This is a genomic window from Bacillus sp. AFS001701, from assembly GCF_002559405.1.
Lineage (GTDB): Bacteria > Bacillota > Bacilli > Bacillales > Bacillaceae_G > Gottfriedia.
The window spans coordinates 24,066-47,781 of record NZ_NTZO01000018.1; the positions used below are offsets into that span (position 1 = coordinate 24,066).

Below are 23,716 nucleotides of genomic sequence, written 5' to 3' on the forward strand. Positions count from 1 at the left end.
GCATTTTTTGTTTCATAATTAGATTTTCCATGCAATGCAATTTTAGATGATTACATTATCCTCTAATTTTCGCTATAGCTTCTTTTCTGTCTTCCTTATTATAAACTGCTGAACCTGCTACTAATACGGTAGCACCTGCTTCTATACAAATTTTAGCCGTATGCTCGTCAACGCCACCGTCTATTTCGATTTCAACTGATAAATTGCGTTCTTTAATCAAATTAGCAACTTGTTTAATTTTAGGAACAACTGATTGAATAAATTTCTGTCCTCCAAAGCCTGGATTTACTGTCATTAAAAGGACCATGTCGACATCATCAATAATCTGTTCAATTGTTGAAACTGGAGTCGCTGGATTAAGAACTACACCTGCTTTAATACCAAATGATTTAATTGTTTGGATCGTGCGGTGTAAATGTGTACAAGCCTCAACATGAACCGTAATAATGTCCGCTCCAGCTTTTACAAATTGTTCTATGTATTGATCAGGTTTTTCAATCATTAAATGTACATCTAGTGGAAGCTTCGTCACTGGTCTAATTGCTTCTACAATTAGTGGTCCAATTGTAATATTTGGTACAAAATGACCATCCATTACATCGACGTGAATATAATCTGCTCCTCCACGTTCTACATCTAAAATTTCTTCTCCAAGTTTAGCAAAATTCGCTGAAAGGATTGATGGTGCAATTTTAACCATGATTAATACCTCGGCTTTCTATCTCTTATTTCTTCTATGAATGATACATAATGATCATATCGTTTAGGAGAAATTTCCCCACTTTCAACCGCAGCTTTTACAGCACATTTTGGTTCTTTTAAGTGGGTACAACCTCTAAATTTGCATTCTTGACTTTTTTCTCGCATTTCTACAAAACAATACGATAAATCTTCAGATTCGATTCCCATAAATTCCAATGAACTAAAACCAGGAGTATCTGCAACTAGTCCCTGTCCAATTTTTATTAATTCAACATGTCTAGTTGTATGTTTTCCTCGTCCTAAATGAGAGGAAATAATACCTGTTTTTAAATCTAGGTCTGGATTAATTGCATTTAATAAAGTTGACTTACCAACGCCGGATTGTCCTGCAAATACAGATATTTTATTTGACATATGCGGAAGTACTTTTTCTAATCCTTCCTCAGTTTTTGAAGAAGTTAAACATACTTCATATCCAATTTGGCGATAATAAGAAACGTATTCGTACACTAGTTTTAATTGTGCCTCTGAACACAAATCAATCTTTGTAATGACAATTAAAGGTTTAATTTCATTAAACTCAATTAGAACAAGGAATCGATCTAATAATATTGGAGAAAAATCGGGCTCTACTGCTGAAAAAACTAAAATTGCTTGATCAACATTTGCAATTGGAGGTCGAACAAGTTCATTCTTTCGCTCCTTAATTTCAAGTAGATAACCTTCTCCACTTTTTTCGATATGATATTCTACCTCATCTCCAACTAAAGGTGTTATTTTCTTATTACGAAAATTACCTCTACCACGACAAGCAACTACTGTCTCATCTGTTTCGACATAATAGAATCCACTCAATGCTTTTACGATTTTGCCTTCTGGCATATACTCACTCCTACAGCTCTTTAATTCGATGGATAAGGTACATCTCTTTCTGCAATAACTTGACCATCTTTAACAATTTTATAGGAAGCAGTTTGTCCAGGATCAATTGTCACTTCTACTGGTATAGTAGTTGTTTCGGTGATCGATTTTGAAATTGCAGGTTTTTCACCATTATTATTTTTATCCCTAATATATACCTCAATTAGCTGAGGTGAACTAGGATTTGTTGGGGTATATGGTACTTGTAGATTGATTGTTACTTTTTTCGTCTTTTCTTTTTGTTTTCCAGAAGAAATAACGACATTTAATGTATCCCCTTCTTTTACTGCAACGTTAGCAGATGGAGATTGTGAAATAACATGATTTTCAGCAACTGTTCCAGAATCTTCCTTCGTTACGTTAAGCTTTAGGTTATTGTCACCTGCATAGGTTTCAACATCTTTTCTAGACCATCCTTTTAGGTCACGAAGAGTGATGGTAGATGCCCCTTTACTAATCCATACGTTTAAATCCGTTTCTGATGGAACGACTTCAGCCCCAACGTTCGGAGATTGGTCGATTATTTCACCTTCTGATTCATCACTTTCGATAAAATGCGTTGTAACAGAGCGATAATCGTCTTGTAATCGAGATTTTATCGTGTTGTATTTGAAACCTTTTAAGTCTTCCATCTCGTTACTTTTTTTACCTTTTGATTTATAGATCGTTATCGATGAATTTTCTTTAACAGTTTCCCCAATATTAGGAGAAGTTTTAACAACTTTCCCTTCATCAACTTCATCATCAAAAATTTCTTTAGGATCGCTTATCTTTAACCCTTTTGATGCAAGCAACGTAACCGCACTTTCGTATGTCATATCCTTAACATCTGGAATTTCTACGTCTTCAGGTAAAAATAATGCAGGAATCAATGTTATCGCTAATAAACCACCAATTAAAAGTGCAATAAATGTACCAATAATAAACTTTGCAAAAGAATTTTTCTTCTTCCGTTTTAATTTATCAGGTTCATTTTTGACAGCTTCTTTTTTGACAACTTCTTTTTTGATTGGTTCTTTTTCTTTATTTGATTTTTTCTTTGATGGTACGACAACAGTATCATCATTAGTTGATACAGGAATATCCTTTATGATCGGAATTACCTTCGTTTCATCATCATTTGTAGGGATCACAAAAGGTTTTTCATTCAAACGATCACTATCCAAAGCAGTTTGTAAATCTAGCTTCATCTCATCTGCTGTATCATATCGATAAAAGATATCTTTTGCAGTAGCTTTTAAAACGATATTTTCAACGCTTTGGGGTATTTCTGGATTAAATTTTGTTGGTGGTGGAACTTCGCTTTGTAAATGTTTTAATGCGATTGCAACTGCACTCTCACCCGAAAATGGTAGTTTTCCAGTTAAAAGCTCAAACATGACAATTCCTAAAGAATAAATATCTGACTTTTTATTTGCAACGCCACCTCTTGCTTGTTCAGGTGAAAGGTAGTGAACAGAACCAAGTACTGAATTTGTTTGTGTAATTGTTGCAGCTGTCGAAGCTGTTGCAATTCCAAAATCTGTAATTTTTACATTTCCTTCTTTATTGATTAAAACATTTTGCGGTTTTACATCTCTATGAACGATTTGAAAATGATGCGCATGAGCTAATGCTGAAGCTAATTGCTCCATAATCCTCAATACTTCTTTTGGCTTTATAGGTGTATGATGCTGAATATACTCCTTTAAAGTCTCACCTTCAACGTATTCCATGACGATATACTGTAATCCATCTTCTTCCCCAACGTCATATGAGCTTACGATATTTGGATGAGATAGCGAAGTAACTGAATATGCTTCACGTTGAAATCTTCTTAAGAAGTCAGGGTCATTTGAAAAATCAGCTTTTAACATTTTTACAGCTACATCTCGATCTAATATCATATCACGGGCTAAATAAACGTTTGCCATACCGCCAACACCAATTAATTTTAAAATCTTATATCGGTCGTTTAGGCGTCTACCAATCATCACGCTCATCATCACCCTTTCTCTATATTTCTAGGCTCAAACTTAATAATGGCAAGCGTGATGTTATCTTCTCCACCAAGATCATTTGCGATTGAAATCAACTGGTTACCGAGAAGATCGATTGGGAGATTTTCATTTAATTTTTCATTGAAAAGTTCATTTGATATTTTATTCGATAAACCATCTGAACATAAAATGATTAAATCATCTTCTTCCCAAGTTAAAGTTTTAATATCAACATCAACTGTTTCCTCAGTACCAAGTGCTCGCGTTATAACATTTTTACGAGGATGAATTTCTGCATCCTCCATTGAAATTTGCCCAAATTTAACAAGTTCAGCGACAAAAGTATGATCTTCTGTTATTTGCTTAAACCCTTCATCATTTCTCAAATAACTTCTACTATCACCTATATGTGCAATCGTAAAAAATAAAGGAGTACAAATAATTGCTTCAAGGGTTGTCCCCATACCCTTGCACTCTTCATTTTGCTCTGAATGAACTAATAAGTTTGTATTTAATTGCGCTACAATAGTTTCAAGCCATGATTCGGCTTCTACCGGTGTTTCAAAATTACTAGTATTTTTCCACTCTGCTTCAAGGAAATTGATCGCCATCATACTTGCAACTTCACCCGCTAAATGGCCACCCATACCGTCAGCAACTACAGCTAATACGATTCCTGAATCGTTCGTAAATATCCCTACACTATCTTCATTATGCTCTCGAACTTTCCCCGTATCAGTTTGAAAAAAAGTTTGCATTGTTTCACCTCGTCTCCTCTTTACGCTCCTTTGCACGCAACTGTCCACAAGCTGCATCTATATCATGACCTTGTTCACGACGAATTGTAACATTAACTCCATTATTTTTAAGTACTTTTTCAAATGCAAAAATTTGTTCCTTAGGTGTTCTTACGTAATCTCTTTCAGGTACATAGTTAACTGGAATTAAATTAACATGACATTTAACTCCTTTAAGTAACTTAGAAAGTTCTTCAGCATGCTCAACTTGGTCATTTTCACCACCAAATAAACCATATTCAAACGTAACACGTCTACCTGTTTTTTCAACATAGTAACGAACAGCGTCCATTAAATCCGGTAATTTGTATGCACGATTAATTGGCATTAATTTAGAACGTAACTCACTGTTAGGAGCATGTAATGAAATCGCGAAATTAATTTGAAGTCCTTCATCAGCAAAGTTATAGATTTTTGGAATGATTCCACTTGTTGATACTGTAATATGTCTTGCACCAATGTTAAGACCTTTATCAGAATTAACAATTCTTAAGAAATCCATTAAACCATTATAGTTATCAAATGGTTCGCCTATACCCATAACTACAATTGAGCTAACTCTTTCTTCGACTTCATCAATAGCACGTTGTACTTCTAATACTTGTGCAACGATTTCACCTGCTTCAAGATTTCGTTTTAAACCGCCAAGAGTCGATGCACAAAAAGTACATCCAATTCGACAACCTACTTGTGTCGTTACACATACAGAATTGCCATAATTATGTCTCATTAAAACAGTTTCAATCGAATATCCATCATGTAATTCAAATAAAAATTTCATAGTACCATCTGAAGAGGTTTGTTTAACTAATGTTTTTAATGTCGTTATTGTAAAATTCTCTTCAAGTAACATACGTAGCTCTTTTGGAATATTTTGCATTTCTTCAAAGCTTTCAACTCGTTGTACGTATAGCCAATTATAAATTTGCTTTGCACGGAAAGCCTGCTGCCTTTGCGCCTTTAACCAATCCTCTATATCACTCACTTTTAACGAGTAAATTGAGGGTTTATGCGTTTTTTCTATTTTGACTGAATTTGTAGTATTTTCTAATTTCAACGTTACACCTTCTTCCTTAATCTTGCAATAAAAAATCCATCCGTTCCAAAATAATGTGGTAGTAGCTGTACATACCCTTTTTGAACCGATTTATTTTCATTTAATTTTTCCGGAACATGTTCAATTAATGAATGATCTAATTCATAATCGTGATGCTCATCTAAAAATGCTTCGACCACATCAATATTTTCTTCATGTCCAACTGTACAAGTACTATATACTAATGTTCCACCTGGCTTAACCAACTTTGAAGCTTCGTCTAAAATAGATTTCTGAACTCTTTGTAAATTCGTTACATCAGTAGGACTCTTTTTTAATAAAATATCTGGTTTACGACGAATAACCCCTAAACCAGAACACGGAGCATCTACTAATACTTTGTCAAATAATCTTCCTTCAAACTCTTCAGGTGCTTTTCTTGCATCTAGAGCTTTCGTTTCTATATTATCTAACCCTAAACGATTAGCTTGTTCTTTTATTAACTTTACTTTATGCTTGTGTAAATCCAATGAAGTGACTGACCCAGTACCGCCTAACAACTCGGCAATATGTGTTGATTTCCCTCCGGGTGCTGCACATGTGTCCAATATATCTTCACCCTTTTCAACTCCAAGTGCTTGTGCAACTAACATCGAGCTTTCATCTTGAATTGAAAGGAAACCTTCTTTAAATGCATTCGTATGAGCAACATTTCCTTTTTGGATTTCTATTGCAAATGGAGACAGTTTTCCTTCCTTAACCTGTACCCCTTCATCTTCAAGCATTTTAAGAACTTCTTCTCTAGTTGCTTTCATTGTATTGACTCTTGCAGTTTGAAACGGTGGAAGTATGTTCTCTTCACAAATTTTTCTCGTTTCTTTTTCTCCGAATTCTTTTACCCATTGTTCAATTAACCATTTTGGATGATTCGTTTCAATTGAAAGCTTTTCGATTGGGTCCTTTATTTCATCGATTGATCGTAAACCATTTCTTTGAATATTTCTTAAAACCCCATTTACTAAAGAAGCAATTCCTTTATGTCCTCGCTTTTTAGCAATATTAACAGCCTCATTTAAAACTGCGTGAGGAGGTATACGATCTAAAAAATGCAATTGATATAATGAAAGTTTTATTAAAATATAAACCCATTCTTCTAATTTCTTCTGATTTTTAATGAATGGTTCTAAATAAAAATCTAATAACTGATCCCTTTGGATTGTTCCATAGATTATTTCTGTTAATAGTCCCGAATCAGCCGAAGATAAATCATTCTTTTGAATATAGTTATTTACTAACAAATTACTATACGATTGATTTTTATAAACTGAAAGAAGAGCCTCCAAGGCAATCTCTCGTACATTTTTACTCATGTTATTCTCCTAACTTCATTCCACGTTCAATAAAAGAACCTGCACCATTTATATATTGCTTTGCTTCCATTCGCTTTTTACCAGCAGGCTGTAAATCAGTAATTTTAATAGCCGTATGATTACCTGTTGCTACTACTATGCCATCGTTTAAAACATCAATTATTTCACCTGGTGTAGAATTTTGATTCGTCTTTACTTTTTCACCCCACCAAACTTTTAAAACTTCTCCGTTTAATGTAGTATAAGCTACTGGCCAAGGGTGTAAACCTCTTACGTGATTATAAATCTCTTCACCAGTTTTTGACCAATTTATTTGTTCTTCCTCACGCTTAATATTTTTTGCAAAGCTAACTTTACTTTCATCTTGCTTCACTGCAGTCATTTCACCTTTTAATAATGGTGGGATTGTTTCTGAAAGTAAATTCGCACCAGCAATACTTAATTTATCGTGAAGCGTTCCAACATGATCTTTTTCTTCAATTGGAACAACAACTTTCGCTAACATATCACCTGCATCTAACTTTTCAACCATATACATAATTGTAACACCAGTTTCACTCTTGCCTTGTATGATCGAATAGTGAATTGGAGCCCCACCTCTTAATTCAGGTAACAATGAAGCATGTACATTTATACAACCAAATTTAGGAGCTTCAAGAATATCTGTAGGGAGAATTTGTCCAAAAGCTGCAGTTACAATTAAATCTGGCTTCAATGCTAATACTTTTTCTGTTTCTTCTGGAAGTCTAATTTTTTCAGGTTGTAAAACTGGGATATTATGTTTTAAAGCCTCTACTTTAACAGGAGGTGGAGTAAGCACTCTTTTTCGACCAACAGGGCGATCTGGCTGAGTTACTACACCGACTACATCATATCCTTCTTCGATTAACCTTCTTAAAACAGGAACAGAAAAATCTGGCGTCCCCATAAAAACAATCTTTGTCATTTTCTTGCCTACCCTTCTAATTCACTTTCTTCATAGTATTTCGAGACTTTAGAAGTGAATAAAACTCCATTTAAATGATCAATTTCATGTAAAAGTGCACGAGCTAAAAATCCACGAGCTTCTATAATAAAATATTTTCCACGTTTATTTTGTGCCTTGATTTTTGCATAGCTAGGTCTTGTTACATCACCATACAAGTTAGGGAAACTTAAACAACCTTCAACATCAGTTTGCTCACCTTTTGTTTCCATTACGATTGGATTAATTAAATCAATTCTTCCATTCTCATCTTCAACATCAACAACAGCTACTTGTTGCAGCATTCCAACTTGTGGAGCTGCTAAACCAACACCATCTGCTGCTAGCATTGTTTCATACATATTATTTAAAAGTTTTACTAAATTTTTATCAAATGTCGTCACTTTTTCACAAGGTGTTTCAAGAACTTCATTTGGATATTCTACTATTTTTAATAAAGCCAATTTCACAACTCCTATCTTGATTGTAGGTTAAAATTATTTTCTAAAAACGACCTTCTCTTATGCTTGCCTTAGTCTAACCAGTCGCCTCCACTTTTCGTTCTGTCTAGTTCCAGGCGTTAGCCCCTCGAGGTGTCGGGTCTGAGCAGTCGCCTCCACTTTTCGTTACATAAACATAGTAGGTTGAAAGTCGATTGTTAATTGTAGTTTGCCTTTGTCTGTTTCGTCTTGGTAGTATTGTTGGATTCGGTTTAGGACGTCATAGAGTGCAGGTTCAGATTTGTATTTTATCACACATTGATAACGAAAATGGTCTTTTATTTTTGCGATTGGTGATGCTACTGGTCCGAGTACGATTGATCCTTCTGATAAGTACTCTCTTAAATAGCCTGCGATTTGTTCGCTTACTTTTACTGTTTTTATTAAATCATTATGTGCTATTGATATTAATACTAAATAATAAAAAGGTGGATATCGAAATGAGCGTCTTATTTTCATTTCTTCTTCATAAAACGCTACATAGTCCTGTGTTTTAGCTAATTCAATACTATAATGCTCTGGTGAATATGTTTGTATAACTACTTCACCAGGTTTTTCATGACGACCAGCTCTTCCGCTTACTTGTGTCAATAAGCTAAATGTTCGCTCACTTGCTCTGAAATCAGGTAAATGAAGTGAACTATCTGCTGCTAAAACACCAACCAATGTAACATTTGGAAAATCAAGTCCTTTTGCAATCATCTGTGTACCTAGTAATATATCAGCCTCACCGTTACCAAATTGCTTAAGCATTTTTTCGTGGGCACCTTTACGACTAGTCGTATCATTATCCATTCTAATGACTCGTGCTTCTGGGTATGTTTTTGTTATAGCTTCCTCTACCTTTTGCGTTCCAGTCCCAAAAAATCGAATATGTTCACTTTGGCAAGATGGGCATTGTTTTGGCATATAGGTTTCATATCCACAATAATGACATTTTAGATGATGGTTATGTTTATGATAAGTTAAGGAAACCTCGCAATGGGGGCACTGAATTGTGTAACCACAATCCCTACACATTACAAACGAAGAATAGCCTCGACGGTTTAAAAATAAGATGATTTGTTCCTTCTTCTCTAATCGATCCATTATTTTTTCATGTAAAGCTGTAGAAAACATCGTACGATTACCGATTCTTAACTGCTCTCTCATATCGACTATTTCCACTTCAGGTAATGGGCCTTGATTAACCCTTTTAGACATTGTATTTAGCTCATAAACACCTTTACCAGCTCTAGCAAATGATTCTAGTGTAGGAGTCGCACTTCCTAAAACGATCGGACAATGATGATATTCTCCTCTCCAAATTGCAATATCTCTTGCATGATATCTTGGATGTTCATCTTGTTTATATGTTGTCTCATGTTCTTCATCAATGATGATCATGCCAATGTTCTCAAATGGTGCAAAAATTGCTGAGCGGGCACCCACTACTACCTTAACTTCTTTTCTCTGAATCTTTCTCCATTCATCATATTTCTCACCAATAGATAGACCGCTATGTAGAACTGCAACATCATTTCCAAATCTACTTTTAAAACGACCAACAATCTGTGGGGTAAGTGAAATTTCTGGTACTAATACGATTGCTTCTTTCCCAACAGACAGGACTTCTTGAATGGCTTGCAAATAAACTTCAGTCTTTCCACTACCTGTTACTCCATGTAAAAGATGTATCTTATTCTTTCTTTCATGAAATGAAGAAACGATTTGCTCAAATGCAATCTGTTGTTCTTCTATTAATGGTAAAGGCTTAGAACGTTCAATTTCCCTACCTACATACGGATCACGATAAACTTCAACTGTTTTAATTGAAATTACCTCGTTTTTCTCTAATGTCTTTATAGGTGAATCAGTAATACCAAGACATTCTTTTAACTCCTTGACACTTGTTTGACCATTCATACGTAAGTATTCAATAATGTCTTTTTGTTGTGGAGATTTGATGATAGGTAATTCTTCGTCTAATACCTTTAATAGTGACACTACACGTTCTGTTTTTTTATTTGCTTTATTTTTCACTTCATATTCAATTTCAAGCAATCCTTCTTTAATTGCTCGTTGAACTAATGAAATTTTACTAACTAGACTTTCTATTTCAGTCCATTCTCTTCTTTTTACGATCGAAAATAGATTTGCTAATTCAGGAACTAATTGATCTAAAGCTTCTTCAGATGTTACTTGAACATGTTTTTTATATACAGCTTTAATAGCAGTCGGAAGCATTGCTTGATATGCAGAAATGAAAAAACAAAGTGTTTTTTGAGATAGATAGGAACCTAAAAGAAGAAGTTCTTCTGTTAAAACTGGCATGACATCAAGAACTTCTTCAATTTCTTTAACCTTCTCTACATTCGTTGTTTCTTTAATAGACAATACGAATCCTTGAACTTTCCTTGGCCCAAATGGAACAATTACTCGCATTCCAGGTTGTATAGCATCCTGCCATCTAGCTGGTACTTTATAATCAAAAGGACGGTCTGTTTGTCTGACTGATACATCAACTAAAACTGATGCGTATGTCATCTTTCTACCTCATTTAATAAGTGATGAACTTCAAGTAGTATTTCTCTTGCTACTTCTTTTTTACTCATTTTAGGAAGTGGCTTAACTTCACCATTACGGTTAAAAATGGTGACAATATTCGTATCAGATCCAAAACCTGCCCCTGCTTTTGTTACATCATTAGCAACAATCATATCAGCATTTTTCTTTAAAAGTTTACTTTTTGCATACTCATCTACTTGATCAGTTTCTGCAGCAAACCCTATTAAAATTTGATGTGTTTTATGTTGACCTAAAGTTAGAAGAATATCTTTCGTACGTTTAAAAGCAATTGAAAGATCACCATCAGCTTTTTTCACTTTTTGATCATAAGTAATTGAGGGTGTATAATCAGCAACTGCTGCTGTTTTTATGACAACATCCGCTTCATTATAATAAGACCAAATCGCTTCAAACATTTCCTCAGCAGATTCGGTTTGAATAAATTTACACCCTTCAGGTGGAGTTAAATTAGTTGGTCCAGAAACGAGAATCACCTCTGCTCCTAAAGAAACTGCAACTTCTGCAATACTATAGCCCATCTTGCCCGTTGAATGATTTGAAACAAATCGGACCGGATCAATTTTTTCAACTGTTGGGCCAGCAGAAATAATAATTTTTTTACCTTTTAATAAACCAACTTCTCTTTGGAAATGTTCATTCACGAATTGAACGATTTCTTCCGGCTCTGCTAATCTACCTTTTCCAACATAGCCACATGCTAAATATCCTTCATTTGGCTCAATAAATCGATGACCAATCTCTTTCAATGTATTCATATTCTTTTGAACAATTGGATGGTTATACATATTTACATTCATAGCTGGTGCGATCCAAACTGGTTTTGTTGCAGCCAGTAATGTCGCCTGAATCATTTCATCTCCAAGACCATTTGCTAATTTTCCAATTGTATTAGCAGTTGCTGGAGCAACAATGATTAAGTCAGGCCAATCACCTAAATCGATATGTGCAATTTTTGAACTATCTTTTTCATCAAAAGTATCTATATAAACATCATTTCTTGATAAAGCTTGAAACGTTAAAGGTGTCACAAATTTTGTTGCGGATAAACTCATCATTACTTTAACGTCATATCCTGCTTGTACTAGTTTACTTGTAAGTGCTGCTGCTTTATAGACTGCAATTCCACCTGTAACACATAGGAGAATCTTTTTTTGTTCCACTCACCTTCACCCTTTCAAATTTTATTCTTTTATGTAATATGTCAAAAACTAGGTCTTTTGGACGTTCTATGTCTAAGATACCACAAATATGATTGAAATAAATGTTATAGGCTTTTCAAAAAAAAGCTCGCCAATGAGCTGATCGTCAAAGTCATAAGCTTAGTTGTACTTATCCTATTTTCTAAAGTCAGGACTTTTCGTCGATTAAACTACTCGGCCATTTTATCACAAAAATAAGACTGCCCCCATTTCTAATCACCACGAAACTTTTAGGAGAGGTGTTAAACACCACGTTGTCCTTTTTAGTCATATGGAAAATTAGCAAATGTTTTGGGACAGCCTCATCACACAGTTAAATATTAATCTTCTTTAACTTCTTCAAGTTTTCTATAAGATAATAAACCAGCATTAATTTCTTCTAATGCTTTTCCTACAAATTTATCAGATACTGGTTTTTCAACACGAGTATCTTTATTTACTTGCATTTCGCGAGCACGCTTTGAAGCAACTGTTACTAGCGTATATTTTGAGTCTAATTTTGTTAATAAACGGTCAATCGAAGGATATAACATAGTTTATTCGGCCTCCATCATTCTTTTATAATAATTTGCAACTCGTTCACGTTTTAAATGTTCACTTAAAATAATTGCTTTAATACGGTCACAAGCTAAATCAACTTGATCATTTTCAACTACATAATCGTAAGCATCCATCATTTCAATTTCTTCTTTTGCTGCATTCATACGATTCATAATCACATCTTCAGTTTCTGTACCTCTTGTTACAATTCTATTTTGTAATTCTCTCATACTCGGAGGGGCTAAGAAAATAAAAATTCCTTCTGGAAAGGCTTTTTTTACTTGTAAGGCACCTTGAACTTCAATTTCCAGGAAAATGTCTTTTCCTTCGCTTAAAGTTTTTTCAACATAGTCAATTGGCGTACCATAGTAATTACCTACAAACTCTGCCCACTCAAGAAACTTATCTTCATTTATTTTCTGTTTGAAATCTTCTTTTGATGTAAAGAAATAATCTACTCCATGTACTTCACCTTCACGAGGATTTCTTGTCGTCATCGAAATACTATATTGCAGATCTAAGTCCTTATTATCAAAAATAGCTTTACGCACCGTACCCTTACCTACTCCTGATGGACCAGAAAGTACGATTAATAAGCCTCTTTCATGCCTCATTTATGACCCTACCCTTCTAATTCTAGACAGTTTAATTTATTAAAGGTCAATCTATTGTCACTTCTTGTGTGTTTAGAGTCAATTAATAAAAAATTAATTATTCTTCTACTTCACATTGTTACCGGACCTTTGCAACTATAAACAAATCTTTTACATTATTCAATATTTTGAACTTGCTCTCTAATTTTTTCAAGATTATTTTTAATTTCAACTACTTGTTTAGAAATATCTAATGAGTTTGCTTTAGAACCAATTGTATTCACTTCTCGATTCATTTCTTGTACGATAAAATCTAATTTTCGCCCAATTGATTCTTTTATTTGTAAAGTTTCATTAAATAATTCTAAATGACTAGATAGTCGAACTAATTCTTCAGATATGTCACATCGATCGGCAAATAGCATAATTTCTGTTAATAATCTTTGCTCATCAACCGCTGTTAATTCAACTTCCGCTAATTTCGATTGAAGTTTTTCACGATATGATTTCAAAACAAGAGGAGAATGAACAGTAATCTGTTTTTTACATTCCTCAATTGCTGTTAGTCTTTCTATTAAATCTTTTTTAAGTTGTCCACCTTCTTTGCACTTAACATCAAAAAATTGCTGACATGCATTTTCAGTAGTCGTTAATAATAATTCTTCAAAATTATCATTGATTTGTTCTACTTCACTTACTGTAGTAACTTCAGGTAGCTTTAATAAATCGATTGGATTATAAAAAGATTTATTTTGATCTTCACCTGAAAGATGTTCAATCGCATTTTTATATTGTTGAATTAAGCCTTCATCTATTTGTAATGTACGTTGTAATAAGCCCTCAATTGTAACAAAAACCTCTACTCGACCTCGACTAGTATACTCAGCTACAATTTTCTTAATTGCATCTTCATATGCTAATAATTGCCTCGGCATTCGAACGATTGTCTCTAAGTATCGATGATTCACTGCTTTCATTTCAATATGTATTTTGTACTGTTCATTTGACAAAATGGCTTTACCATATCCTGTCATACTTACGACCATTGTTCCACTTCCAATACACTAATTTTCTCTCTAATTTATTTCCCAAATTTCATTCGATATGTAAAAGAGAAAAGGTAATAGAGCATACCTCTACTACCTTAAGGAATTATAACATATTTTAAATTGGTTATCCATTTTGTTCGTAAATTATTTTTTCTTAGTAAATAATGCCCCTGCAAGCATAAAAGTTGGAATTGATGATAGCCCTCCAATTAAGATCCAATCTCTAGGCACGATCGGAATCGTTTTGAAAATAGGTTGTAATGGTGGGTAGTAAATAACAACAAGCATTAATAGCATTGAAACGATAACAGCACCAATTAAATATAAATTTCCAAATACATTTCGATGGAAAATGGAACGTTCACTTCTACAATCAAATACATGAATTAATTGAGCTAAAACTAAAGTAGAGAATGCTACTGTTTGTGCGTATTCTAGTTGATTCGGATGTTGATTATATGAAATAATGAAGGCTAATAGTGTGACAAATCCTATTAAAAACCCTCTTGAAATAATTTTCCAACCTAATCCTCTGGCAAAAATACCTTCTGTTAATGAGCGAGGACTTCTTTTCATTACATCATCTTCAGCTGAATCAACACCTAATGCCATTGCAGGTAAACCATCAGTCACTAGATTTACCCATAGAATTTGTACTGGAACAAGAGGTAGTGGTAAAGCTAATAACATTGCAAACAACATAACCAAAATTTCACCAACATTTGAAGCTAATAAATAACGAATAAATTTACGAATATTACTATAAATATTGCGCCCTTCTTTAATTGCAGATTTGATTGTTGCAAAATTATCATCAAGTAATACTAATGATGAAGCTTCCTTTGCTACATCTGTACCAGTAATCCCCATTGAAATTCCAATATCAGCTGCTTTAATGGCTGGTGCATCATTTACGCCATCACCAGTCATTGCTACAATATGTCCATTCGCTTGAAGAGCTTTAACAATTTTTAATTTATGTTCAGGTGAAACGCGGGCAAATACAGCAGCATCTTCAACAAATTCCTGAATCTGCTCTACAGAAAGTGCATCTAATTCTTTTCCTTCTACTACTCTACCGTTATCTCTTAAGATTCCTAGTTTTCTAGCAATGCTAGAAGCTGTTAACTTATGATCACCAGTAATCATAACCGTCCTAATACCAGCTTCTTTACATTCTTGAACAGCTTGTGCAACTTCTGCTCTTGGTGGATCAATCATCCCTTGTAAACCAATAAAAGTTAAATTGCTTTCGAGATCCCTTTCATCAATGATCGAATTTGGATTTAATGGTTTAAAAGCAATCGCAATTGTACGAAGTGCATTATTTGCATAAGTTTCAATTGTACTTTCCACTGAGTTTTGTCTAAACGTATTTAATTGTTCTTCTCTTTCATGCCATAAAATTGTATTACATTTTGAAAGTAAGACGTCTGGTGCACCCTTTGTAATCACAAATTGCTCACCTGATCGATTTTTTACAACGACAGACATCATTTTCCGTGTACTATCAAAAGGAAGCTCATGTATTCTAGTAAAATTCGAATTTACATATTCACGGTCAATCCCAGCTTTATAACCTGCAACAACAATTGCACCTTCAGTAGGATCACCATCTAGTACGATTTCTTTTTTCTTTTGTATTAATTGTGCATCACTACAAATAGATCCGAATACAAGAGTTTGAAATAATTGTTTATTTAAAGTTGGATTAATTGTTCTCTCTTTATTCGTAAATTCTCCATCGATTGCATATCCGTTTCCAGAAACTTCATAACTAGATCCGCCCGACCAAATATTTGTAACAGTCATTTTATTTTCTGTCATAGTCCCTGTTTTATCTGAACAAATGACTGAAGCACACCCTAATGTTTCAACCGCTTGAAGCTTTCGAACGATTGCTTTCTTTTTAATCATCCGTTGCACACCAAGTGATAAAGCAACCGTTACAATTGCTGGCAACCCTTCTGGAATCGCAGCAACTGCAAGTGACACACCCGCTAAAAACATATGATATAATTCATTTCCTTGATAAACACCAATAAATACAACTAAAGCTGTTAAAAACAATGCTAAAATAATCAATATCTTCCCTAATTGTTCTAATCGTCTTTGTAAAGGTGTAACAATGGTTTCTGTATTTTGAAGTAAATTCGCAATTTGCCCCATTGCTGTTTTCATTCCTGTTGATACGACAACACCTTTACCATTTCCACGCGTAACGAGTGTTCCCATAAAGCCCATATTATCTTGATCACCAATACCAATATCATCGGCCTGAATTGATTCAAATCTTTTTTGAACCGGAACAGATTCACCTGTTAGCGCTGATTCTTCTATGTATAAACTTGATGCTTCGATTATGCGAATATCAGCACCAATCCGATCGCCACTTGAAAACTTAATAATATCCCCAACAACTAAATCTTTTGAAGGGAGCTTTACAAATTGCCCATCACGCAAAACATTTACTTGTGGAGCAGCCAATTCTTTCAAAGCTTCTAATGATCTCTCTGCCTTAGCTTCTTGAAAATAACCTAAAATCCCGTTAATTAATACAATTGCCATTATAGCAACTGCATCTACTACTTCCTTTAAAAAGATTGATATTATCGTTGCTCCTAGTAGTACAAATACCATAAAATCATTAAACTGATTCAAAAATAAAACGAGTTTGGAAGTTTTCTCTGATTCTCTTAATTCATTTGCCCCAAAAGTTGCTCGCCTTTTCTTTACCTCCTCATCAGTTAAACCGGAGGAAATATTTGTATTCGTTACTTGCACGACTTCTTCCGCTCTCATCCGATAAAAATTCATACCCGCGTTCACCCCTAATTAAACATTAGGTAAGTTGTCCCCCTTACCTCTCATACAAAGCATATTCAGACTCGTCCAAATAAATGATATAATGATGAAAATAAATCTAGCTTTTAACCAACTAGAACTGTGACAAGACCAATCAAGATATTGTATGATTGAGTTCCATGAGAAATTTCTTGATTGTTTATTTAATGAATATGAGCAAGTTTAAGAATTATGTTGATTAGAGAAATATATTGAGTGTAATTAGAAGTTAATTGGAACTTTAGGATCGTAATTAGAGGGAAAACTTAAAAATACGGTTACGGTTGTATGGTCTTTTAAAGTTTATTATTAAATTTAAAAGCTCAAGACCCCACAGGAACGAGGAAGCTCAAGAATTCCGCTCCATGGAAAGCGAGCACTCTAAAAGTGGAAATCAACGTTCTATTTTCCATTGATATTGGTTCACATTTAATAACCTCATCATTTTATTGATAATGATAAAAAGTTATAATTTTTTTAAAAATAGTGTTTTAAAGAGTAGGACGTGATACATATGTCTTTTGACGGACTTTTTACAGGAGCTATGACAAACGAAGTAGCTTCTAAACTAACAACTGGAAGAATATCAAAAATTGTACAACCAAGTAACTATGAAGTACTACTTACTGTAAGAGCAAATGGTGCCAATTATAAACTAATAATAAGCGCTCACCCTAGTTACGCAAGATTCCATTTTACAAATCAAAACTACGATACTCCATCTGAACCATCAATGTTTACAATGCTTTTAAGAAAACATTTAAATGGTGGGATCATTGAAAGCATTACACAGTTAGAACACGAACGAATCGTTAACATTAAAGTTCGTAGTAGAAATGAAATTGGTGATGAACAATACCGAACATTGATCATTGAATTAATGGGTAGACATAGTAATATCCTTTTAATTGATGAAGAAAGACAAATAATATTAGATAGTATAAAGCATGTACCAATGGCTGTTAATCGTCATCGAATAGTACAACCCGGTGCTACTTATATTTCTCCTCCTAATCAAGAAAAACATGATCCATTTCAGGTCACTTCCAAGGAGGAGTTTAATCAAATTATTACTCATAGTGATCAATCACCATCCGAAGCAATTGTTCAACATTTCTCCGGAATCTCTCCATTACTCGCAAATGAAATTGTCTTTAATGGAAAAGAAGATGTGTATAATTCATTTAAAACAATAATGAGTGAAATACAATTAAAAAAGTTTACTCCTACACTTTTCCGTTTTGAATCGAGAGAAATGTTTTATTTCATAACTTTATCTCATTTACAAGCCGAACAAACTGTTTTCGACAGCTTAAGTGAGCTGTTAGATGTTTATTACTTTGGTAAAGCTGAACGTGACCGTGTAAAACAACAAAGCGGAGATTTAGAAAAACTGTTACAAAATGAACTAACAAAAAATAAGAAAAAAATTAAAAAGTTACACAAAAGTCTTGAAGATACTGATAAAGCAGATAAAATTCAGTTACAAGGCGAATTACTTACTGCAAATATGTTTGCATTACAAAAAGGTATGAAAGAAATTGAAGTAATTAATTACTATGACGAAAATGGTGCAACAATGGTCATTCCTTTATCGCCATTAAAAACACCTTCTGAAAATGCACAAGCTTATTTCACCAAATATACTAAGCTTAAAAATTCAGTCGCACATATTAAAGAACAAATTAAATTAACGAAAGAAGAAAATGATTATTTAGAAACAGTTATACAGCAAATCGAGTCTGCTTCACCACGTGATTTAGAAGAAATTAGAGAAGAGCTTGTGGAGACGGGTTATATAAGAAAGAAAAAATCGAAAAAAGCCCAAAAGTCTAATAAACAAAAAGTTACATTAGATGAATATATCTCTACTACTGGTGAACAATTATTAGTCGGTAAAAATAATAAACAAAATGATTATTTAACAAATAAACTTGCGAGTAGAGACGAGCTTTGGTTTCATACAAAAGATATCCCGGGTTCCCATGTTGTCATTCGTGCTAAGGATCCTAGTGAAACTGCGATAAAAGAAGCAGCTATTATCGCTGCATATTTTAGTAAAGCACGTCAATCAAGCTCGGTCCCTGTTGATTACACAGAAATTCGCCATGTAAAAAAACCAAATGGTTCCAAACCAGGTTTTGTTATATACGAACAAAACAATACAGTTTATGTAACACCTGATGAAGAACTTGTTTTAAAATTGAAGAAATAAAAAAATGGTGCCTATAAAGGGCACCATTTTTACTTATATACCTTAGAATATGGAAAATACAAGCATAGTTCTATTAAGTTAAATATAGCTCCTTTAATTCTACTAAGCTAAAACTATTTTACTTTTTCATTTTTACTACTTAGAAATGATCCTGAAAATAGTACAAGTCCTACGCAAAATCCAACAATTAAATTCGAGAAAATCTCATCTTCTCTTATATATTTAATGATTAAATAAGCAGCAAAAAATAGCATCGTAATGACGCCAAAATACTTTAATACATCCCTTATTTTAACCAATTATACTCAACCTCCCCTATTAATAGAAAAAGTTTTCAAAAAGTTTGCCTTTAACACTATTCGAGAATATACAATATTAGTCCTGTATTTAAACATAATAAAAAAGATAAGCTAAAATTTAGCTTATCTCTTATCTTTCATTTTGCAAGTAGCTTAACGCCTGTTTTGTCTTCTCAATATATTCTATGTCATTATTTGAACACATAAATTTGACATTTGTTTGACCAGTTTCATTTAATTGGCCATTTTCTCCAAGAAGTTGGATTAATCTTTTTACAGTACCATTACTTCCATCAACAATTTGTACACCTTCAGGTAAAATCTTTTTTAAGATGTTTTTATAAAATGGATAATGAGTACAACCTAAAACAATTGTTCCATATTGCTCAATATTAAATAATGAAAGTTTACTTTTAAAATAATCGATCATAAAATCTTCATCAAAATTTAATTCCTCACAATAATGAACAAGCTCTGGTAAAGGCAATGAATCGACAATACTTAGATCGTCCACCCTCGATATAAGTTCATTATACTTTGTTTGCTTTAATGTAAGTGGAGTCGCAAAAACTAATACTCTCTTTCCAGTTGTTCTGTTCATTTCAACTGCTGGTTTTACAGCCGGTTCCATACCGATAATCGGAAAATCATACAATTCTCTCAATTCATTTACAGCAATACTAGTCGCCGTATTACATGCAATTACAAGAGCTTTTACATCTTCTTTAATAATCATTTCAACAGACTTTTTTACAAATGCACTTACTTCTTCCTTCGACTTTGTACCATAAGGAACGTGAAGAGTATCAGCAAAATATAAAAAATCTTCATTTGGTATTTTTTTCAGTGCCTCATTTAAGACAGTTAACCCACCAATTCCTGAGTCAAAAAAAGCTATTCTCATTTCAATTCACCTAATAATTATAATTTAATGAAGTCATTTGTGAAAGTGTCTACAAATTCAACAGAGACAAACTTTTACAAATATATAATACTAAATTAACCTAATTATGGATGAATGTAAACTTTTCAGAAAATAGTTAACTCTGCGGTCGATTATTTTAAAAATGAAATGAAAAGCTTCTCATTTCGTGTTTCCTACTTATGGTACGATTTACTTCACTTTGTTGCCTGTAGTCCTCTTTTCACCTAATCCTAAAATAATGATTTTATATTGTTGAATTAGAAACAATATTTTATATAATATTGTTAATGGACCAACGGGTGGGAGGATTGACCATGAACAAAGAAGAACAGCTTATAATGGGCTTCAGGGACGTATTTAACAAAATGGTTTGGCTTAATAAGTTTAAGATGGAAGAGGCTCTTAAGGGGTATCAATCTTCTGAAGTACATTGTATCGAATACATTGGAAAAAATGTAGATTCCAACGTGACCAAACTCGCTGATTCTTTATATATGACAAGAGGTGCCATTACTAAAATAACGAAGAAGCTAATAAATAAAGGACTGATTGAAAGCTATCAGAAACCGGATAATAAGAAAGAAATTTATTTTAGACTTACTGAACAAGGAAAAGTAATAGACAATATCCATGAAGAGCTACATAAAAAGTTCCGAGAGCGCGATCAAGCAGTATTTGATCAAATAACCGAAGAACAATTCGACAGTATGCTTAACTTCGTGAACAATTATTGTAATCATTTAGATGCAGAAATAAAGAAACAAGGTATCGATATAGATCGTAAACCGGAATAAATTTGAATAATAAAGATTCACTTGCAGCCAAAGCCCTATCAGAGGATTGGCTGCTTTTTTTATCCTCAATTATTATTGACAAGGAAACAAAATAACCGTACGATAAATATGTTTCCAAGGAATCAAAACCATCGTTTTTGAGAGGAGAATTTTATGTTCAAATTTAGATCACAAAAAGAACAGAAACTGGAACAAACCATAGATAAAAAGGCTTTTCTCTTCGGTCTTATGTCCGTCTTTCTTTGCGGAATAGACTTCAGTATCATCACACCGGTCGTACCATACTTAGTACAGCCTTATATAAGTAATCTCGGAGATCAAGCCATAGTTGTAACGCTCTTGACTTCTGTCTATGCAATATGCGTTTTTTTTGCAGCACCCGGACTTGGAGCATTAAGCGACAGATATGGACGCCGCCCAATACTTTTAGTATCCCTTTTAGGTTCCGCTATCGGCTACTTAGTTTTTGGCATAGGAGGAGCTCTATGGGTTCTTTTTGCTGGACGTATTATAGAAGGGATTACTGGCGGGAGCATAAGCACAATCTTCGCATATTTTGCAGACATCACCACTAGTGACCAACGAACCAAATACTTCGGGTGGGTAAGTGCCGTTGCAGGTGTAGGCGCAGCTATTGGACCTACTCTAGGTGGATTACTTGCTAATTTTGGATATTCAGTACCCATGTATTTTGGTGCAATCACAACTTTACTAAATTTAGTTTTTGGATTCTTATATATGCCAGAAAGCCTTGATATGAATAACAGACTGGAAAAGATTACTTTTGTAAGGCTGAATCCATTCACCCAGCTAGTAAACATACTTTCTATAAAAAACTTAAAATGGCTACTCATCTCAGCGCTCCTACTTTGGATACCAAATGGATCATTACAGGCAGTTTTTTCACAATTTACAATCGATACGTTCAAATGGGAGCCTGCACTTATTGGGCTAATGTTCTCAATTATGGGCGTCCAAGACATCATTTCACAAGGTTTCATCATGCCAAAGCTGTTAATTAAATTTAGTGATTCACAAATAGCAACTCTTGGTATGGTTTCTGAAATTATGGGCTACAGTCTTATTGCTGCATCGGCTTTGTTCACATACTACCCTCTACTTATTGTTGGAATGTTTATATTTGGATTTGGCGATTCAATCTTCGGACCTTCATTTAATGGGATGGTCTCCAAGACTGTTGATCCTAGTGAACAAGGCAGAATTCAAGGAGGTAGCCAATCTATACAGGCTTTATCAAGAATAATTGGGCCGATTATAGGAGGTCAAATCTACGTATCACTTGGTCATGCCGCACCCGCTTTTATGGGTATAATCCTTATAGCAGTAGCAGCAACAGTATTGAATAAGGATAGGCTTATAAATGGATAAAGAGTGTACTCTTTAGAATACGGCGGTCTTAGGAGTACTGCCGTTTTCTATTTCTAATGATTTGGAATAGCAAAAATATCTTAATCAATCAAAAATATACTTCAATCCGACAAAATTTATTTTATAATGAAGTACATGGTTCATAGATCCAAAACAAGGTGGTTAGTTAAATGAAAGAAGAATTACTTAAAATTTTTGATGAATCTGGTATTCATATAGGAGAAGCCTCTCGAAGTGAAGTACATAAAAAGGGATTATGGCACGAAACATTTCATTGCTGGTTACTTAGTGTAGTAGAAGACAAAGCTACAATCTATTTTCAAATCCGTAGTCATCTAAAAAAGGATTATCCGAATTTATTTGATATTACTGCTGCTGGTCATTTACAATCTACTGAAGCAGTTCAAGATGGATTAAGAGAAGTAAAAGAAGAACTTGGCATAGAAGTAAAAATGGAAGATGTCATCCCTCTAGGCATCATTAAAAATTCGATCATTTTAGAAACGATTAAAGATCATGAATTGAGCCATGTTTTTTTACTTAAAAGCAATAAACCTTTTACCGATTTCAACTTACAAAAAGAAGAAGTTTCAGGCATAGTGAAAGCTGATTTCAATCAATTTTATCAATTCGCACATGGTTTAAGAGACACAGTAGAAGTTGATGGTTTTCAAATTACTGAAACAGATGAAAAAATTCCAATCCAAAAATCAGTAGATAAAAATCAGTTTGTATCTCACGAAAGTAATTATCTTTTAGATGTTGTTGAATTAATAAAAAATAACATACATAATGAATTCTAATTTTAAGAGCCCTTAATTTGTAAAGGGCTCTATTTATTTTGAAATTTTATTTTTTCACTAACGGTTTACTGTCCATAATTCAAGTTAAAAAAATAAAAAACCCTAAATGATTAGGGTTCAGAGTGTTGAAATATAAAATCGTCAATAGGTAAAACGGACATTAAATGAACATTTAATAATGATAAAATTAGCATTTTTTGAATGATCTTTTAATGGTTTTAAATGTTAA

General features: G+C 33.6%; 20 protein-coding genes. 4 read left to right on the forward strand and 16 right to left on the reverse strand.

Annotated features, from left to right (window positions below; all coding sequences use genetic code 11):
- Positions 1-55: 55 nt before the first annotated feature.
- The 14 genes from rpe to CN514_RS01945 all read right to left on the reverse strand — a co-directional run bounded on the left by rpe (position 56) and on the right by CN514_RS01945 (position 17,035).
- Positions 56-700 (reverse strand): ribulose-phosphate 3-epimerase, encoded by a 645-nt coding sequence (gene rpe, locus CN514_RS01880; RefSeq protein WP_025568808.1) that lies wholly within the window; start codon positions 698-700, stop codon positions 56-58.
- Between the two features lie 2 nt (positions 701-702).
- Positions 703-1,584 carry a ribosome small subunit-dependent GTPase A gene (gene rsgA / locus CN514_RS01885; RefSeq protein WP_098231122.1) on the reverse strand — a complete coding sequence of 294 codons (882 nt, stop codon included), beginning with the start codon at positions 1,582-1,584 and terminating at the stop codon, positions 703-705.
- Positions 1,585-1,604: 20 nt separating this feature from the next.
- Complete coding sequence (pknB, locus tag CN514_RS01890; protein ID WP_098231139.1) at positions 1,605-3,599, reverse strand: Stk1 family PASTA domain-containing Ser/Thr kinase; 1,995 nt, start codon at positions 3,597-3,599, stop codon at positions 1,605-1,607.
- A gap of 8 nt (positions 3,600-3,607) precedes the next feature.
- A complete protein-coding gene (locus CN514_RS01895) occupies positions 3,608-4,360 on the reverse strand; it encodes a Stp1/IreP family PP2C-type Ser/Thr phosphatase (RefSeq protein WP_098231123.1) in 753 nt (250 codons plus the stop codon).
- 4 nt (positions 4,361-4,364) lie between these two features.
- Positions 4,365-5,456, reverse strand: coding sequence for a dual-specificity RNA methyltransferase RlmN (gene rlmN / locus CN514_RS01900; RefSeq protein WP_176525759.1), 1,092 nt, complete (start codon positions 5,454-5,456; stop codon positions 4,365-4,367).
- A gap of 2 nt (positions 5,457-5,458) precedes the next feature.
- Positions 5,459-6,805 (reverse strand): 16S rRNA (cytosine(967)-C(5))-methyltransferase RsmB, encoded by a 1,347-nt coding sequence (gene rsmB / locus CN514_RS01905; protein ID WP_098231124.1) that lies wholly within the window; start codon positions 6,803-6,805, stop codon positions 5,459-5,461.
- Between the two features lies 1 nt (position 6,806).
- The gene (gene fmt / locus CN514_RS01910; protein WP_098231125.1) at positions 6,807-7,751 is read right to left on the reverse strand and encodes a methionyl-tRNA formyltransferase; all 945 of its coding nucleotides are present in this window, start codon (positions 7,749-7,751) and stop codon (positions 6,807-6,809) included.
- Positions 7,752-7,759: 8 nt separating this feature from the next.
- The gene (def, locus tag CN514_RS01915) at positions 7,760-8,233 is read right to left on the reverse strand and encodes a peptide deformylase (protein ID WP_098231126.1); all 474 of its coding nucleotides are present in this window, start codon (positions 8,231-8,233) and stop codon (positions 7,760-7,762) included.
- Between the two features lie 162 nt (positions 8,234-8,395).
- Positions 8,396-10,795: a primosomal protein N' gene (priA, locus tag CN514_RS01920; protein ID WP_098231127.1), complete on the reverse strand. Its 2,400-nt coding sequence runs from the start codon at positions 10,793-10,795 to the stop codon at positions 8,396-8,398.
- Positions 10,792-11,997, reverse strand: coding sequence for a bifunctional phosphopantothenoylcysteine decarboxylase/phosphopantothenate--cysteine ligase CoaBC (coaBC, locus tag CN514_RS01925; RefSeq protein ID WP_098231128.1), 1,206 nt, complete (start codon positions 11,995-11,997; stop codon positions 10,792-10,794). The genes priA and coaBC overlap by 4 nt, the downstream gene beginning before the upstream one ends.
- A 359-nt stretch (positions 11,998-12,356) precedes the next feature.
- Complete coding sequence (gene rpoZ / locus CN514_RS01930; protein ID WP_025568819.1) at positions 12,357-12,569, reverse strand: DNA-directed RNA polymerase subunit omega; 213 nt, start codon at positions 12,567-12,569, stop codon at positions 12,357-12,359.
- A gap of 3 nt (positions 12,570-12,572) precedes the next feature.
- A complete protein-coding gene (gmk, locus tag CN514_RS01935; protein WP_069034530.1) occupies positions 12,573-13,190 on the reverse strand; it encodes a guanylate kinase in 618 nt (205 codons plus the stop codon).
- Positions 13,191-13,345: 155 nt separating this feature from the next.
- Positions 13,346-14,215 (reverse strand): YicC/YloC family endoribonuclease, encoded by an 870-nt coding sequence (locus CN514_RS01940; protein WP_098231129.1) that lies wholly within the window; start codon positions 14,213-14,215, stop codon positions 13,346-13,348.
- Positions 14,216-14,362: 147 nt separating this feature from the next.
- Entirely contained in the window at positions 14,363-17,035 is a 2,673-nt protein-coding gene (locus tag CN514_RS01945; protein ID WP_098231130.1) for a calcium-translocating P-type ATPase, SERCA-type, read from the reverse strand.
- Positions 17,036-17,576: 541 nt separating this feature from the next.
- Between CN514_RS01945 and CN514_RS01950 the strand changes: the two genes are divergently transcribed.
- Positions 17,577-19,277 carry an Rqc2 family fibronectin-binding protein gene (locus tag CN514_RS01950; RefSeq protein ID WP_098231131.1) on the forward strand — a complete coding sequence of 567 codons (1,701 nt, stop codon included), beginning with the start codon at positions 17,577-17,579 and terminating at the stop codon, positions 19,275-19,277.
- Positions 19,278-19,390: 113 nt separating this feature from the next.
- Here CN514_RS01950 and CN514_RS01955 read toward each other — a convergent pair whose 3' ends face one another.
- Positions 19,391-19,576 (reverse strand): hypothetical protein, encoded by a 186-nt coding sequence (locus CN514_RS01955; RefSeq protein WP_098231132.1) that lies wholly within the window; start codon positions 19,574-19,576, stop codon positions 19,391-19,393.
- 130 nt (positions 19,577-19,706) lie between these two features.
- A complete protein-coding gene (gene murI / locus CN514_RS01960; protein ID WP_098231133.1) occupies positions 19,707-20,480 on the reverse strand; it encodes a glutamate racemase in 774 nt (257 codons plus the stop codon).
- Positions 20,481-20,815: 335 nt separating this feature from the next.
- Here murI and CN514_RS01965 point away from each other — a divergent pair, with 335 nt between their 5' ends.
- The 3 genes from CN514_RS01965 (at position 20,816) to CN514_RS01975 (ending at position 23,487) form a co-directional block, all read left to right on the forward strand.
- Positions 20,816-21,295: a MarR family transcriptional regulator gene (locus tag CN514_RS01965; protein WP_098231134.1), complete on the forward strand. Its 480-nt coding sequence runs from the start codon at positions 20,816-20,818 to the stop codon at positions 21,293-21,295.
- A 153-nt stretch (positions 21,296-21,448) separates the two neighbouring features.
- A complete protein-coding gene (locus CN514_RS01970) occupies positions 21,449-22,684 on the forward strand; it encodes an MFS transporter (RefSeq protein ID WP_098231135.1) in 1,236 nt (411 codons plus the stop codon).
- Between the two features lie 170 nt (positions 22,685-22,854).
- Positions 22,855-23,487 (forward strand): NUDIX hydrolase, encoded by a 633-nt coding sequence (locus CN514_RS01975; protein ID WP_098231136.1) that lies wholly within the window; start codon positions 22,855-22,857, stop codon positions 23,485-23,487.
- Positions 23,488-23,716: the final 229 nt, after the last annotated feature.